The sequence below is a fragment of the Melaminivora sp. genome (assembly GCF_032059615.1).
Lineage (GTDB): Bacteria > Pseudomonadota > Gammaproteobacteria > Burkholderiales > Burkholderiaceae_C > Melaminivora.
The window spans coordinates 23,726-39,559 of sequence record NZ_DAMCAM010000008.1 but is presented as its reverse complement, the minus strand read 5'-3'; the positions used below and the strand labels follow the sequence as shown (position 1 = coordinate 39,559).

Below are 15,834 nucleotides of genomic sequence, written 5' to 3'. Positions count from 1 at the left end.
CCTGTCCGCTGATGCCGATTTTCTGAGCTGCCTACACGGCAGAGAACATCAGGGCGCCGCCGGCCCCAGCACCGCCTGCTTTCTGAGCTGCCTACACGGCAGAGAACCGGGGGTTGCTGCAGCATATTTGGGCCATCGATTTCTGAGCTGCCTACACGGCAGAGAACTGGGGCACGCTGCGCGAGCGAGCGCTACATGGTTTCTGAGCTGCCTACACGGCAGAGAACTCATGTTCGAAGAGAAACACCGTGACCCGCATTTTCTGAGCTGCCTACACGGCAGAGAACAACATCCCCGTCATGCAGCCCTGCGTGGTGGATTTCTGAGCTGCCTACACGGCAGAGAACCGTCCTCTCAGACGGGCGCGGTGGTGCAGCAGTTTCTGAGCTGCCTACACGGCAGAGAACTGACGGGCACCCATCGCATGTGGTTGGGGCCGTTTCTGAGCTGCCTACACGGCAGAGAACATCACGGATGCCGACCATGACTACTTCGATGATTTCTGAGCTGCCTACACGGCAGAGAACCAGGTGTCGCGCTCGGCTTGCTGGCGCATTTCTTTCTGAGCTGCCTACACGGCAGAGAACCGCGAGATCCAGGCCGACAACCGGCTGCAGATTTTCTGAGCTGCCTACACGGCAGAGAACTCGCATCGCTGCCTCTGCACAAATGGAATGCTTTTCTGAGCTGCCTACACGGCAGAGAACGCGCTGTATGAGGCGCTGGAGAAGGATTTGAATTTCTGAGCTGCCTACACGGCAGAGAACGACGGCGGCGCTGCCTTCCCAGGCGAACAGCATTTCTGAGCTGCCTACACGGCAGAGAACAAGTCCACACGCTCATCCGGCGGGCCCGCTACTTTCTGAGCTGCCTACACGGCAGAGAACTTCGGGAAGTACTTGCATCAGGCCCAGGAGGTTTTCTGAGCTGCCTACACGGCAGAGAACTCAAGCATCGCGACCAGCGCCGCACTCTTGCCTTTCTGAGCTGCCTACACGGCAGAGAACGCGGGGAAGACCTGGGGCCGGCGGCGGGCCCTTTTCTGAGCTGCCTACACGGCAGAGAACTCTCTGACGACTCCTCGCACGAACCACATTGATTTCTGAGCTGCCTACACGGCAGAGAACAGGCCGCGCGGCCCGGCCGCCAAGGTGCCCGATTTCTGAGCTGCCTACACGGCAGAGAACATGATCACCGTCCCCCATGAGCCGCACCGTCCGTTTCTGAGCTGCCTACACGGCAGAGAACGCAAGGTGATCACGCCATCCGGCTTGGGCGAATTTCTGAGCTGCCTACACGGCAGAGAACGGCCTGGGGGATTGAGGGTTATGCACTTGCGTTTTCTGAGCTGCCTACACGGCAGAGAACTTCAAATGTACCAAGCTAACCTGTTGAATCTCCAGAAGAAAAGTCTCTTTTATCGCCTTTCACCAAAATTTCTTGAAGTACTCCAAGTCTTTGATTTCAAAGGACTTGTTCCTCCCTGTAGAAAAAAGGGTCAAAACCAGGGGATGCTGGCCTCCCGGCTGAGGCCGAAGGCGTTGAAAGGCCCCTTTTGCGCAGCGGTTAACAAGGGGCCATGCTCAATGAATAGGCAAAATGGCTGTCCCGTACTCTGACTTCGCAACTGGACGTACGGTAATTGCGGACGCTGCTCCACGCTGTCCGGAATGGCGGCGGCGGCCTGCTGGGCCGTTTCACCTTTTCGCTGCATGCGGCGACGGCGCAAGCGCTCTGCACTGGTCTTGAACTGGCGGCGCTGCACGATTCGGTGCTGCGCTTCCTCTGGCGCGGGCGTAAGGTTGGTCAGCCGGACGTGATCGCGCATGCCTTGAAGCCACTCCAGCGCCATCAGGGCTTCCAGCACTGCGGGCTGCCCATGCAGGCGCAGCAGGGGTCCCAACGTGCGCCGGGGCAAGGGAGCGCTGACGTGCTGGGGAAAGCTCACCCCGATGTCGTCGGCTTGCAGATGGACGAGGGCGCGGTGCAGCTTGGCGACCAGGGCACCGAGCAGGTGCGCATGGCTGAATTCGGGATCGGGCCGCAGGGTAATGTCGATGTAGTGCGTCGTCATGGCCGGCCCTGGATCAACTGGCATCACCGAACACGCCACCACGGATGAGCACCGCCATCACGAAGTGCTGCTGCTCCGCAGGCGGCGCCTGGTCTTTCAAAAGCCAGCTGTCCAGCAGCGTGTAGAAGTCCATCTTCTGCTTGGGCTGCCGGTAGGCCTTGCCCTGGGTGGTTACCGAGCCGTAGGGCTCCACCGCGATGGGGCCGAGTGTTTCGGCGCCTTCGTACCAGGTGTCGATGGTGCGGATGGCGTTGCCGATCTTCTGCGAGTGGATGGCAGCGACACCATCCACGTCGTACAGCGTCTTGCTCTTGCCTGCGCTGGCCTTGTCCAGAATCAGCTCCTGCGAGGGGAATACCTCCTGCCCCGCGCCCTGGCGCACGAAGGCCGTCACCCGCAACAGCACATGGGACGAACCCGCCAGTCCGGCAGCGATGGCCTGGCCCAGTTCCTCAAGCTCGGGCGCTTCATTATTGATAGCTGCCAGCGCTCGTGTATCAAGGGCCAGGGCATTGAAAGACCATGTTTTCGCGGCTTGGCCGTCCTGCATCTGTTCCACGATCACTTCGACCTGTTCCGCCCCTGTGCGGTTGCGCCACAGGAAGCGTGCGTTGGCCAAGTTGGCTGCGTAGCGCCGGGCCAGCTCGTCAAAGCCGTGCTGCTGTACATAGCCCTGCACGGTGGCCAGCAGCTTGGCCTGGTAGGCCGCGCTGTTGCAGGCCGAAGGCGTGCCCGCACCGCCCAGCACGCGCAGCGTGAACTGCACTTTGAGCGTGTCGGCCTGGGCGGGCAGCGCAGCCACGTCCACGGTTTGCAGGTTCGGGTTCTCGATGGCGGCATCCAGCTTGGCCGGGTCTTGGTCCTTGGCCTTGAGGCGGTTGCTGATGGTGCCGCGGACGGATTTCTTCCGGTTGACCACTGGCTGCCAGCTGTGCGACTGGGCCCGGTCTTCCCAACGGCCCGCGTGGAGTACGGCGTCAGAGGGATCCAGCTTGCGCTCGAAGGCCAAGACGGAAGCGGTGATGAGTTTGTCGGTCATGGTGTCAATCTTTCAAAAATAGGCGTGTTGAATGCGAAGAGGCGGGCATACGGGGCTCAGATGTATTCATAGGGCTCGTCGTCCAATTCATCAGGTGCTTCGGTGTCATCTGCGCCAGCGTCTTCTGTCTTCGCAGGCTGGTAGCCATTACGGCAGCGGTATAGCCCCCGCGGTTCGTCGGCTTCGGCGTACCACAGCAACTGGCGCAGGTGGGTCAGGCGGTGCGGGCTGATCCACTCGCCTAGTGCATAGACTGACTCCACAAACCGCATTGGCACCGTGGCGTCGCGCGCATTGCGTACGGTGCCCGGGGCGTGGGCGGGCGTAAGCGCTGCGTAGCCTACGGGGAGGGGCACTACCCAGCCGCCGCCTTTGCGGCGCTGTGGGTCCTCCCACCTCACCTGCCCGTCGGGCGCTGGCACTCCGCCGTCAGGCACTACCGGTGCGTAGTTGAAGCGGGCAGCGTGCAGCCAAGCGTCCAACAGCGTGGCGTCGGGCCGGGTGGTGCGCAGCTCTTGAAGGCGCTGGGCCAACAGGTCATCACGCCCCACCAGGGCAAAGCCCGGAAGCCATTGCCGGCGCCATTGGCGGAACTCTTTGGCGGCGGCCTCCAGGTCTTCGGGCACGATGGCCATCCAGGGCCGCACCCGCTTGCCCGGCATGGGACGCGAGGGCAGCACACTACCCCCCGCCACGCGCATGCCCGCCAGGATGTGGCTCGCTTGCGCGGCCCACTCGTTCAACTGCGCTTGGTTGCCTTGTACCAGCGCCGCAGGAGCGCCGGGCGTGCGCTTCTCCGAAGCGGCCAGCACCAGCGTGATCTGCAGGTGCATGCGGCCTTCTTCCACGATGGCGGCGGTGCTGCCGTCTTTGTCCACCGGGTTGCGCGTGAGGTTGAAGCTGCGCACATAGCCCTGCGTGACCTGCTCTTGGTGGTGGTGGCAGACCACGCCCACGCCTTGCAGCCGCAGCGGCACACCCGCCTGCGCCAGCTTGCGCTCCAGCGCCCACATCAGGCCGACGAAAGCAGTGATGGAAGGGAAGCCGTGCGTGAGTGGGCTGGCGATGGCGTTGGCGTTCTGGATGCGCAGATGCGGCAGAACGATGAGAGCTTGGGGTTGTTGCGCACTCATGGGTTCTCCTCCTGCAGCGCCACCAACTCCGCATGCGTTTTGCGGATGGGGATGTAATGAGGAGCATCTAGCCTGTCGCGCAATTCACGCAACTGTTGCTTGAACCCGTCTTCGTCTGTCAGCAGCACTTTCTTCCACTCGCGTGCTTCGGCGTCACCGACCGGTAGCTTGCCGCGCAGTTGTTGATTGAGCCAGTTGCCGAAGGCCTTGCCGATGGCTGCAGGCCAATCCATGTACAACCAATCGTGTGCAAACCGGGCTTCTTCGGGCATCTCCGCGCGCAGAGGGTCCAGCCAAAGCGCCTCTACGTCATCCAGGTTGTTAAAGCGCTCGTCATCCCGACTCCATCCCGGCGGCAGGATCTGCTGCAACTCGGCGGCCAGCGATACCAGTTCATCCACCAGCGTATCCAGCAGTTGTTCGCGCCGCTCGCGGGTAGCCAGATTGGCATCGGGGTCCGATTCCAAAAAAGTTCGCAAAGCCCGGACGGTGCGGCGTACCTCAGGCCGGGCGATGAACAGTCTTTCGAAGACCGATGTGGCATGGACGGGCAGCCGGACCGCGCTGGCCTGCCACCGCGGGGGTAGTGACGACAGCAGGTAGTTCATGCCCCGGCGCTCGCTATTGAGCTGGCTGATGTTCTGTGGCTTCGTACCGCCCATGTTCTGCACCGCCAGTCCGGGGTAGTCGTGGAACATGCCGTCATGCAACTTTTGTTCGCGCCGCGCTTGCCGGGCAGCCTTGTTGGCTTCGCCAAAGCGGTCTTCCTGCACTTGAGCGTGCACCGCATGCGCCAGCGATGTAGCGTACAGCGGGGCCAGCAGGGTGTAGCTGGCGTCGTCGCAGGCATCGCTGCCCGTCAGCCAGTACAGCTGCTTGGCCAGAGTGTGGCTGCCGGGGCCCTCGGCTCGCGGCTGGGTCAATGACACGAAGGCATCACGCAGCGCTCGGGCTTGCGCTGGGTCGGCATGCAGGGCAGCCAATGCGTCAGCATCCTGCGCCAGCAGGGCAGTGAGCAGGCTGCGTTCGTTCACCTCCAGCTTGAGCAGCTTGTACACATCCAGCGCAGCGGCATTGCCTACCACGTCGCTCACAAAGCGCTCACCCAGCGCATGGCTGCCCAACTCGGCAAGCGGGGGCAACGTGCGGGGCTCCACATACAAATTTGTGCCCCGCGCGTCGGGGTGGATGGGTTTGAGGGAGTGCGTGACGGCCTGGATCTGCTCCACGCGCTTGGCTGCGCTGGCCAGCCAAACATCATGGGCGAACGAGGCAATCACCTCCTCGCGTTGGGGATCGTCAGGCTTGAGCTTGTCGAGCTTGGCTTGCAGTCGCTCTTGCAAGAAGGCGCTGATGGCCGCTCGGTAGCCTGCCTTGCCGCCTGTCCCAGGGGCTTCAGACATGGGAATACCTTTCCAAAGGGTTGGAAGTTAAAATTCCCCGGTCAGCACACAGCCAAACCGGGGGAGACGTTTGGACGGCGAACCGTCAAACGGCTAATAAGATCAAGTGGTGGCTAAATACAAAGCCTCCTTTCTCCTGGTGCTTGCTGGGCACACTGCTGAACCAACCGTGGTGCAACTGGTACTTGCACCACGGTTTTTCTCAAATCCCTGTTTTTAACCAGTCAGCTTACCTGCGTAGCATTAAGCTTTTGAGATCGCCTGCATGGTAGCTCAGGAATGGCGGACAATCAATGTCCTGTCGCAAGACAGCTCAGAAAAGTCACCTAACCTGCGTGGCTCTGGTTCTCTGCCGCATAGGCAGCTCACACTTTCTTGGCAAAACCCAGATGGACATCCCACCACCAGCCGGCTTGAGATTCAGGCAGGCTGGCGGTGGCATAGCGTTCTGCGCAGTGCTCCAGCGATAGGCCCCGCGTTTGCGCCAGTGCAGCCAGTTCCTCCATCAAATCCACTTGTATCCAGGGCGATAGGCTGAGCGATGCCAATTGCGCGGCAGGCACCGTGTGGCACAGGCTCTGGTGAATGGGCACGTAAAGCTTGTCATAGCGCCGTTCACCGTCTTGCACACGGTGCAGCCGAAGGGTTGCTTCTTCCTCGTACGGCAGCAGGGCCACGTCATCACGCTTCTGGTCGTCCCGGCGAAAGCGCTGAAACTGCGGCAGCAGGCCGGTGAGCCAAAGGGACCGAGGCGTTTCGTTTGGGGGCTCGTGCCAGTGCAGACAGGCGGCGTGAGTGGCGAGGGCGCTCCCCTGGGGCTTAGGCAGCAGGCTGTCGTGCATGCGGGCGTGTTCCAGGTCTGCCCAGCGGCGGCTAGGCACCAGCTTGTCGGCCGGCAAGACTATGCGCGGTTGTGCGTCCACAGTCCACGAATTGGCTTCGCCGACGTCTCGCACAAGCAGGTCACGTAGATAGTGAGACTTGAGCTGGAACGGCGCATGCCCGGTCTCAAACCCTGGCCTCTCGTACGCGGGCTTGTCGGGTTTCTCGTAGTGCCGCAGGTTGCTGTCCAACACCACCATGTTCACCCCCGCCACTGCCCCAGGCCGGTGTCGCCGCACGCGCCCGGCCAGTTGGATCAGCGATCGCATGGACGAAGGCTCCACCACGGCCCAGTCGTAGTCGTGGTCGCGGCCGACCTCCGTAACGGGCGAGCCCAGCACGATGAACAGGTGGTGCGGTTCAGGGTGGGTGTCGATGCATGCGCGCAGGGCCGGACGTTGCAAGGCAGGATCGAGCCCGTCCTTGGCGCCACGGCGGTTGAGCAGGGTGTCCAGTTGCTGCTCAATGGTCGAACGCAGCAGCAAGGGGAACTGCGAGTGGTACACGCACAGATGGATGCGCACTTTCCCTTGCAGCTCGGGCGGCAGTGCATCGGCTGCGTGCAAGGCCAGCGCCACGTCGTACAGCGGTGCGATGTTGGCCATGCGGATGAGGCCCAGGCTCACGCGCTTGCCGCTGGTGTCGGTGCAGTGGTTGTGGGGCTGCTGGTGCAGATTCCAGGCCTGCGCCAGCACCAGGCGGGCGAAGTCTTTGCGGCGCTCTGCTTCTTGCATGCCGCGCCAGGTGTCAGGCAAGGGGGCAATCTGTGCCAGCCGCCGCACCTCTGCCTGCTTCAGTTTGACAATCCGTTTGTCCACGTACTGCTTATGCGCCTCGCGGAAGCCGGATCCGTCCGCACAGTCGTGCGCGGCCTGGTGGAACTCGTCGATCCATAAACAACAGACGCGCACGGGCTCGCCGGGCCGCTCGCTGCGATGCTGCTGATACACGGCACGCCCGGCGCGATAGGCGAGGAACAGGCCCTCCACCAGTGCGGGTGGCAGCGTGGCTGACGACAGCAGCACGCGGCTGCCCAGCAGGCCCGCCCAGTGCACCAGCCGGGTGAGTGCAGGCAGGTCGGCCATGTCGAAGTCGTCGGGCTCGTCCAGCACCAGGTCACTCGTCAGCAGGCGCAGCATGGGTGCGATCTGGCGCCCGCCGCGCAGGCTTTCGGTGGCGGGGGTGAGGTGGTCCACGGTGCAGACCAGCAGCGGCGCACCCACCAGGGCGCGGACCTTGGCGTCGTCGGTCAGGCGTTGCAGCAGCGGATGCTGGTCATTGCCTTCATGGAGCACGGCGCCTGCTTCGTCCAGCAATTCTTGGCGCGAGGCCGAGCCTGTGGCCTCGGCTTGCTGCTCCCAGTACTCGAACAGCGCGCGGCTGGCTGCGCCGCCCACCTGGATGGCGAGCTGTTCATCGCCCAGCCCCAGGTCCTGCTGAAAAACACGGCCGGTCTGCAGGGTCAGCGTGCGCAGCCCGATGGCGAACGCGCAGCGCATGCCGGTGGCGGGATCGGCCAGCGCGTTCATGACACGGGCGTTGCCTAGTGTCTTGCCGCAGCCGGTGGAGGCCATGTTGACGATGAAGGCCCCCTGCTGCGCTGCACGGGCGTTCACGCTGGCGGCCAGATCGGCGGCCTTGTCCTGCCAGGCAAAGCGCGGGTCAGCGCTGCGGCGCTTGAGCGGCTTGTGGTTCTTCAGCGCCGGCAGGCTGTGCGCCAGGCTGGGCAGCGAGTGCACCACGAGTGTGGCGTGGGCCTGCACGCCCAGCAGGTGCTCGTCCAGGGTTTGATTGAATATCGGGCCCCTGCCCTTGTCCGGCAAGCGCTGACAGCTATTGTTTTGATAGTGAACGCTGCGTGTGTTGGCGTACAGCGGGTAGCTTTCGTTGAGATAGGGGGTACGCCGGGCTGTGTCGCTGATGCTGGAGTAGTGGTGGTCTGCCAGCATCAGGCACAGGCGTGCGACGTGCATGGCGAACGGGTCGTGCAGCACTGTCCGCTGGCTGTGTACCTGGGGCAGCTCCAAGAGTTTGCGCGCGTAGCGGGCAGCCTGCCTGCGCCAGGCCGGCGTGGCGACCGGCAGGCCGTGCGAAAAGCGCCAGTGGGCTTGCTCGGTGGCTGGGTCGACGCGTTCGCGCGGCTCGTTCCAGTCGGCGTTGATGCGCAGCAGCACGTCGTCCAGCAGATTGGCATTCAGGAAACTGGGACGCGCGCCAAAGCGGCGATACATGCGCCGCCCTTCTTCGAGGTCGCCGTCATCCATGCCATCTGACCGTTGTACGGGCAGGCACGGCAGGCGGTGGTGGGTGAACACCAGCCACGCCACCGCCTGCGCCAGCGGCGGCAGCCCGGCAAACGGCAGGTGCTGTGATGCCTGGGGCTCGTTCAGCCCATCGCGCAGCAGCCGCCCGTCCGCATGGTCCAGCCACAGTGCTTCAAATGCCTGGGCATCGGTATCCGCATCGGCACAGGCCGCCAGCCGTTGCAGCCAGATCGCATCCCCGTCCTGGCCGACGAACGCCTGGAACAGCCGTACCGACACCCACTCGTGCCGGTAGTGGTTGCGCTCGCGCAGGCCGGGGTTGCGCAGCCGGTCCTGAAAGGCTTGCGTCGCCTTGCCCAGGTCGTGTAGCAAGGCGGCCAGCGCTGCCAAGGCGGTCAGCAGCGGAAGGTGGTGCCAGGCGTTCTCATCGCCTGCGCGCAGTACGTTGCTGGCAGTGGTGTTGGTGGGAACGGCGCCCTGGCCGTTGAACTGGCGGGCATCGCCCACCACCCACAGCAGTTCGCTGTGGTCGCGCCCGCGGATCCAGTGGCAGGCCACGGCGGTGTTCTTGCGTGCGCTCTGGCGCAGCAACTTGCGCACGGTGTCCAGGCCTGCCTGGGTGATGGGCGTCTGCCACGTCCGGTCGCCCCGGCGCTCGGCGAACTGGTCCAGGATCCGGCGTGTCTCGGTCAACGCGCGCTTGGTGCACTGGGAAATGAAGAGCACATTCATGCGGATGGCTCCGAGGCATTGGCCAGGCGGGCCGTATCGACGGCGATGCGCTTGAGCGTGTCGATGATGAAGTCCAGCGAGGCGCTGCGCGTGAGCGTCTCGATGCACTGGCGGCGAAACTGCTGCTCATCGTCGCCGCGCATGGCCGACAGAAAAGCTTGCGGCAGGATGGCCGCATCCTTGACCAGGTCAGCGGCGTCGAATACCAGTCCGCCGCGCCGCGTCTTGCCATGCAGCACAGCCAAGCCATGTGGCAGGCCCAGCACCCAGGTGGCCGTAGCACCAAGGCCATAGGCCAGGTAGTTGCCGTGGTCGAGGAAGCGATTGGCGGCATCGGTGCCCGTGCCGCGCTTGGCGCGCGTGAATTCGCCATATCCCACGGTATCCACAGCCAGCTTGAACAGCGCCTTGGTCAAGCGGGCTTCATCCGTCAGCAGCGTAGTTACATCGGGTGCGTTGGTGATCTGACGAGCGAATTGCTGCACCAACGCTTGCAGCCGCTCCAGGTCCACGGCAAAGCCCGATTCGCGCAGGGCTCGGGTATCCCACTCGGACAGCAGCCGCTGCAGACGGCAGGTCTGCAGCTGCCGGGCCGCATGCAAGCGCAGCTCGTCATCGAACCAGAATTTGACCCAGGCCTGCAGATACTCCGTGGGCCGGTACTCGCTTTGTGGCGTGAGCCAAGCGACCTCGACATCCACCTCGTTGGCGCTGAAAAGCGGCGTGCCTCCCCCACCGCAAAAGCCGACCAGCACGCCCGCCTTGGCCAGTTCGCGCATGGCGGCCTGGGTAATCGACGTGCCCGTGCCCAGCAGGATGCTGGTGGTGTTGGCGATAGGAATATTCCAATACAGGCTTCTCTTGCCCGTATCGGTCACATATTCCACACGCCCTCCGTTGACAAGCACTCGGCAGTGCTCCAGGTAATAGAGATTGGCGCGCTGCGAATGAAGAATGGTCTTGAGATCGGAGGGAGCGATGTCTTGCATCAGGGCAGTATGCGAGACACGCGCGGCACTGCCAATCCGTAACGGCGAGATAGGGCAGTAGCCTTTCAGAAGGAGGCCCACGCTGCAAAGCCCGCAGGTAATTTTTGCGTGTGCCGCTGCTTTCCGCTGGGGTGGAAAAGGGCCATTTATAAACATGCACCAGCCTTGGTGAGGCTGTCTATCATGGCGGGTTCCCCTGCCGCCCCCGCCGCTGCCGTGACCCTGCCTTCGCCCCACGATGAACCGCGCGCCGACCACGGCGCCTACCTCGCCCACGCCTTGCGCGAGCAGCGCATCAGCATCCGCGGTGCGCGCACGCACAACCTGAAGAACATCGACCTGGACATCCCGCGCAACCAGCTGGTGGTGATCACCGGGCTGTCGGGTTCGGGCAAGTCGAGTCTTGCCTTCGACACGCTGTACGCCGAGGGCCAGCGGCGCTACGTGGAGAGCCTGTCGAGCTATGCGCGCCAGTTCCTGGGGCGGCTGGACAAGCCCGACGTGGACCTGATCGAAGGCCTGTCGCCGGCGATCGCCATCGAGCAAAAGGCCACCAGCCACAACCCGCGCTCCACGGTGGGCACGGTGACCGAGGTGCACGACTACCTGCGCCTGCTGTATGCCCGCGCCGGCACACCCTATTGCCCCGAGCACGGCTTGCCGCTCACCGCACAGACGGTGAGCCAGATGGTGGACGCCGTGCTGGCCCTGCCGCCAGACACGCGGCTGATGCTGCTGGCGCCGCTGGCGCGCGAGAAAAAGGGCGAATTCACCGAGGTGCTGGCGCAGATGCAGCAGCTGGGCTACGTGCGCTTTCGCATCGACGGGCAGATCGTCGAGGCCGAGAACCTGCCGCCGCTGAAAAAGACGGAGAAGCACGACATCGACGTCGTCATCGACCGTCTCAAGGTGCGCCCCGATGCGCGCCAGCGCCTGGCCGAGAGCGTCGAGGCGGTGCTGCGCGTGGGCGGCTCGGAAGGCGCCGGCCGGGTGCTGGCACTGGAGATGGACAGCGGCCACGAGCATCTGTTTTCCAGCCGCTTTGCCTGTCCGGTGTGCAGCTACGCGCTGGCCGAGCTGCAGCCGCGCCTGTTTTCCTTCAACTCGCCCTCGGGCGCCTGCCCGCGCTGTGAAGGTATCGGCGAGGTGGAGGTGTTCGATCCGGCGCGCATCGTCGCGCACCCCGAGCTGAGCCTGGCGGGCGGTGCCGTGCGCGGCTGGGACCGGCGCAACAGCACCTATTTCGCCATGCTCGAGAGCCTGGCGGCGCACTATGGCTTTGACGTGCAGACGCCTTTCGAGCAGCTGCCGCAGGACGTGCAACGGGTGCTGCTGCATGGCTCGGGCGAGCAGGAGATTGCCTTTTCCTATGTGCTGGGCAGCGGCGAGCACAAGGGCGAGGCCCTCGTCAAGCATCATCCTTTCGAAGGCGTCATTCCCAACATGGAGCGGCGCTGGCGCGACACCGACTCGGCCACCGTGCGCGAGGAGCTGGCGCGCTATCGCCAGTGCCAGCCCTGTCCGGCCTGCGCGGGCGCGCGCCTCAGGCCCGAGGCGCGCGCCGTCAAGGTGGGCGAGGGCGGCGAGGCCCTGGCCATCCACCAGGTCAGCGCGCTCACGCTGGCCGATGCGCAGGCTTGGTTCGAGCGCCTGGACCTGCCCGGCTCGAAAGCCGAGATCGCCGCGCGCATCGTGCGCGAGATCGCCGCGCGCCTCGCCTTCCTGAACGATGTCGGCCTGTCCTACCTGAGCCTGGCGCGCAGTGCCGACACGCTCTCGGGCGGCGAGGCGCAGCGCATCCGCCTGGCCAGCCAGATCGGCAGCGGCCTCACCGGCGTGATGTACGTGCTGGACGAGCCCAGCATCGGCCTGCACCAGCGCGACAACGACCGGCTGATCGCCACCCTCAAGCACCTGCAGGGCCTGGGCAACAGCGTCATCGTGGTCGAGCACGACGAGGACATGATCCGCGCCGCCGACCACGTGGTGGACATGGGCCCGGGCGCCGGCGTGCACGGCGGGCGCGTCATGGCGCAGGGCACCGCGGGCGATCTGGCGGCCAGCCCTGATTCGCTGACCGGGCAGTATCTGTCGGGCGAGAAGAAGATCGCCGTGCCCGCGCGGCGCACGCCGTGGCTGCCGGTGCTGGCCGAGCCGCAGGACGCCGCGCCGGCGAAGAAGAAGGGCACTTCGCGCTTCCCCGAAACCGCCGCCAGCCAGCGTCGCAAGGAGCGTCTGGCCGAGCACCGCGCCACGCAGGGCAACCTGCAGGCGCTGCGCGTGCTGGGTGCGCGGGGCAACAACCTCCAGGACGTGAGCGTGTCCTTCCCCGTCGGCCTGCTGACCTGCGTGACGGGTGTGTCCGGCTCCGGCAAGAGCACGCTGGTCAACGACACGCTGCTCAAGGCCGTGGCGCGCCAGCTGTACCGCGCGCACGACGAGCCGGCCGAGCATGACGCCATCGAGGGCATCGAATACTTCGACAAGGTCATCAACGTGGACCAGTCCCCCATCGGTCGCACGCCGCGCAGCAACCCGGCCACCTACACCGGCCTGTTCACGCCGATCCGCGAGCTGATGGCCGAGACCAACACCGCGCGCGAGCGCGGCTACGGGCCCGGGCGGTTTTCCTTCAACGTGTCGCAGGCGGCAGGGGGCGGGCGCTGCGAGGCCTGCCAGGGCGACGGCGTGGTCAAGGTGGAGATGCACTTCCTGCCCGACGTGTACGTGCCCTGCGACGTCTGCCACGGCCAGCGCTACAACCGCGAGACGCTGGAGGTGCAGTGGAAGGGCCGCAGCATCGCGCAGATCCTGGAGCTGACGGTGGAGGACGCGTATTTGCTGTTCAAGGACGTGCCAACAATAGCGCGCAAGCTGCAGACGCTGCTGGAGGTCGGCCTGTCCTACATCCGCCTGGGCCAGAGCGCCACCACGCTCTCGGGCGGCGAGGCACAGCGCGTGAAGCTCGCGCAGGAGCTGTCGCGCCGCGACACCGGGCGCACGCTCTACATCCTGGACGAGCCGACCACCGGCCTGCACTTTGCCGATGTCGATCTGCTGCTGCAGGTGCTGACCCGCCTGCGCGACGCGGGCAACACCCTGGTCGTGATCGAGCACAACCTGGACGTCATCAAGACGGCGGACTGGGTCATCGACATGGGGCCGGAGGGCGGCGCCGGCGGCGGCAGCGTGGTGGCCGAAGGCACGCCGGAAGACGTGGCGGCGAATCCGGCCAGCCACACGGGGGAGTATCTGCGGCGGTATCTGCGCTGAAAGTGGCTCCAGCCCTTGTCTGGCAAGGGCTGGGAGCTACCAAATTGAGAGTAAAAAAACAGGCGTCGTTCGGGATTGCCTCAACCTCGCGCCGCATTCAACGCTTCGCGCGTGGCCTTCGCTGTGCTGCGTGCGGCCTGGGCGTAGTCCACATCGCCCGAGGCATAGAGCACGGCGCGCGAGGAGTTCACCACGATGGTGCCGCTTTCCGTGAGCCCGGCGCGCACGGTGGCCGCAGCGTCGCCGCCCTGGGCTCCCACGCCCGGGATCAACAGCGGCAGCGTGGGCGCAAGCTGGCGCACGCGGGCGATTTCCTCGGGGTAGGTCGCGCCCACCACCAGGCCCAGCTGGCCGTTTTTGTTCCACAGCCCCTGTGCCTGGGTGGCGATGTGTTCGTACAGCAGCGGCTGGCCCTCCACGCTCGCCAGGCGCTGCGCCTGGATGTCGTCGCCGCCCGGGTTGGAGGTGCGGCACAGCAGGAAGGCGCCCTTGCCGTGGTATTGCAGATAGGGCTCGATGGAGTCGAAACCCATGAAGGGCGACAGCGTCACGGCGTCGGCGCCGTAGCGCTCGAAGGCCTCGCGGGCGTACTGCTCGGCGGTGGAGCCGATGTCGCCACGCTTGGCGTCCAGGATGATGGGCACATGCGGGGCATTGGCGCGCATGTGCTGCATCAAGCGTTCCAGCTGGTCTTCGGCGCGGTGCGCGGCAAAGTAGGCGATCTGCGGCTTGAAGGCGCAGACCAGGTCACAGGTGGCGTCCACGATGGCGGCGCAGAAGTCATAGATGCGCTGCGCGTCGCCGCGCAGCGCGTGCGGAAAGCGCTGCGGCTCGGGGTCCAGACCCACGCACAGGAGCGAATCGTTGCGCGCCGTGGCGCCGTGCAGCATGTCGAGGAAGGTCGTGGAGCTCATGGGGCGCGATTTTAGGAGCCGCCTGCACGCATGGGCGGGTGCCCGCACAATCGACGTCCATGCCTTCACTGTCCCGCCACCAGCTCATCGTCCTCGTTTTGCTCACCCTGATCTGGGGCTTCAACTGGCCGGTCATGAAGCTGGGCGTGGCCGACATCCCGCCGCTCACCTTCCGCATGCTGTCGTTCTGGCTGGGGCTGCCGTTCCTGGGGCTGGTGCTGTGGCGGCGTGGCGAGTCCTTCACCATCGCGCGCGCCTGGTGGCCGCGCGTGCTGCTGCTGGCGGTGGTGAACATGATCGTCTGGCACTCGCTGATGATCCTGGCCATCCCGCTGCTGTCCAGCGGCCGGGCCGCCATCCTGGGCTACACCATGCCGATCTTCTCGGCGGTCATCGGCAGCCTGGCCTTTGGCGACCGCCTGGCCGCGCGTGGCTGGGCGGGCGTGCTGGCCGCCGCCGTGGGGGTGCTGCTGCTGCTGTGGAACGAGATGGGCGCGCTGGGGGCCAGCGCCTGGGGCGTGGGGCTGATGCTGACCTCCGCCGCGTCCTGGGCGCTGGGCACACAGCTGCTGCGCCGGCTGCACATGCCGGTGCCGCTACTGACCCTGTCGTTCTGGATGGTGGCGCTGACCTGCGTGGTGCTGACGGCCCTGGCCTTTGGCTTCGAGCGCGCGCGCTGGCATGTGCCGGGCACCCCTGCCGTGGCCGCCGTGCTCTACAACGGCCTGCTGGCGCTGGCCTTCGCCCAGGTGGCCTGGTTCTTCCTGGCGCGCACGCTGCCGCCGGTGGCCTCCACTTTGAGCGTCATGCTGGTCCCGGTCATCGGCGTGTTCAGCGGCGCGCTGTGGCTGGGCGAGGTGCTGCGCTGGCAGGACTGGACGGCGGTGCTGCTGATGATGCTGGCGATTGCTTCGGTCCTGTGGCCGGCGCCGGTAAAAAATCAATGAAATCGGCTGTGAACCATTACAGGGCAAGGGGCGATTGCTATATTTTTTGATTGAACTGCGGGGAGTCCTGGGGTTTGGATTCACTCCCTCCCCTGCCGGGGGAGGGCTGGGGTGGGGGCCAGCAACGCTGACTGGCCTCATGCGGCACGCCAGAGCCAGCCGGCCCCCATCCCCACCTTCCCCC

9 protein-coding genes and 1 CRISPR repeat array (1 of these 10 running past the window's edge) are annotated in these 15,834 nt (G+C 65.2%); of the genes, 2 read left to right on the top strand and 7 right to left on the bottom strand.

Going from position 1 to position 15,834, the window contains the following annotated elements; genetic code table 11:
* Positions 1-1,368: a CRISPR direct-repeat array (repeat unit 28 nt; unit sequence TTTCTGAGCTGCCTACACGGCAGAGAAC); it reaches 1,002 nt to the left of the window's first position.
* A 130-nt stretch (positions 1,369-1,498) separates the two neighbouring features.
* The 6 genes from cas6f to cas1f form a co-directional block, all read right to left on the bottom strand.
* Positions 1,499-2,074, bottom strand: coding sequence for a type I-F CRISPR-associated endoribonuclease Cas6/Csy4 (cas6f, locus tag RT051_RS03100; RefSeq protein ID WP_313071479.1), 576 nt, complete (start codon positions 2,072-2,074; stop codon positions 1,499-1,501).
* A 13-nt stretch (positions 2,075-2,087) separates the two neighbouring features.
* Positions 2,088-3,113, bottom strand: a complete 1,026-nt coding sequence (gene csy3 / locus RT051_RS03095) for a type I-F CRISPR-associated protein Csy3 (RefSeq protein ID WP_313071476.1) — start codon at positions 3,111-3,113, stop codon at positions 2,088-2,090.
* A 56-nt stretch (positions 3,114-3,169) separates the two neighbouring features.
* The gene (gene csy2 / locus RT051_RS03090; protein WP_313071473.1) at positions 3,170-4,246 is read right to left on the bottom strand and encodes a type I-F CRISPR-associated protein Csy2; all 1,077 of its coding nucleotides are present in this window, start codon (positions 4,244-4,246) and stop codon (positions 3,170-3,172) included.
* Positions 4,243-5,649, bottom strand: coding sequence for a type I-F CRISPR-associated protein Csy1 (csy1, locus tag RT051_RS03085; RefSeq protein ID WP_313071469.1), 1,407 nt, complete (start codon positions 5,647-5,649; stop codon positions 4,243-4,245). The genes csy2 and csy1 overlap by 4 nt, the downstream gene beginning before the upstream one ends.
* Positions 5,650-6,014: 365 nt before the next feature.
* The gene (gene cas3f, locus RT051_RS03080) at positions 6,015-9,527 is read right to left on the bottom strand and encodes a type I-F CRISPR-associated helicase Cas3f (protein WP_313071464.1); all 3,513 of its coding nucleotides are present in this window, start codon (positions 9,525-9,527) and stop codon (positions 6,015-6,017) included.
* Positions 9,524-10,516, bottom strand: coding sequence for a type I-F CRISPR-associated endonuclease Cas1f (cas1f, locus tag RT051_RS03075; RefSeq protein ID WP_313071460.1), 993 nt, complete (start codon positions 10,514-10,516; stop codon positions 9,524-9,526). The genes cas3f and cas1f overlap by 4 nt, the downstream gene beginning before the upstream one ends.
* A gap of 183 nt (positions 10,517-10,699) precedes the next feature.
* On the opposite strand from cas1f, the gene uvrA reads away from it, so the two are divergent.
* The gene (gene uvrA, locus RT051_RS03070; RefSeq protein ID WP_313071456.1) at positions 10,700-13,789 is read left to right on the top strand and encodes an excinuclease ABC subunit UvrA; all 3,090 of its coding nucleotides are present in this window, start codon (positions 10,700-10,702) and stop codon (positions 13,787-13,789) included.
* 80 nt (positions 13,790-13,869) lie between these two features.
* Here uvrA and pyrF read toward each other — a convergent pair whose 3' ends face one another.
* On the bottom strand, positions 13,870-14,703 hold the full coding sequence (gene pyrF / locus RT051_RS03065) for an orotidine-5'-phosphate decarboxylase (RefSeq protein ID WP_313071452.1): 834 nt from the start codon (positions 14,701-14,703) through the stop codon (positions 13,870-13,872).
* A gap of 59 nt (positions 14,704-14,762) precedes the next feature.
* On the opposite strand from pyrF, the gene RT051_RS03060 reads away from it, so the two are divergent.
* Positions 14,763-15,650 (top strand): DMT family transporter, encoded by an 888-nt coding sequence (locus RT051_RS03060; protein ID WP_313071449.1) that lies wholly within the window; start codon positions 14,763-14,765, stop codon positions 15,648-15,650.
* Positions 15,651-15,834 lie beyond the last annotated feature (184 nt).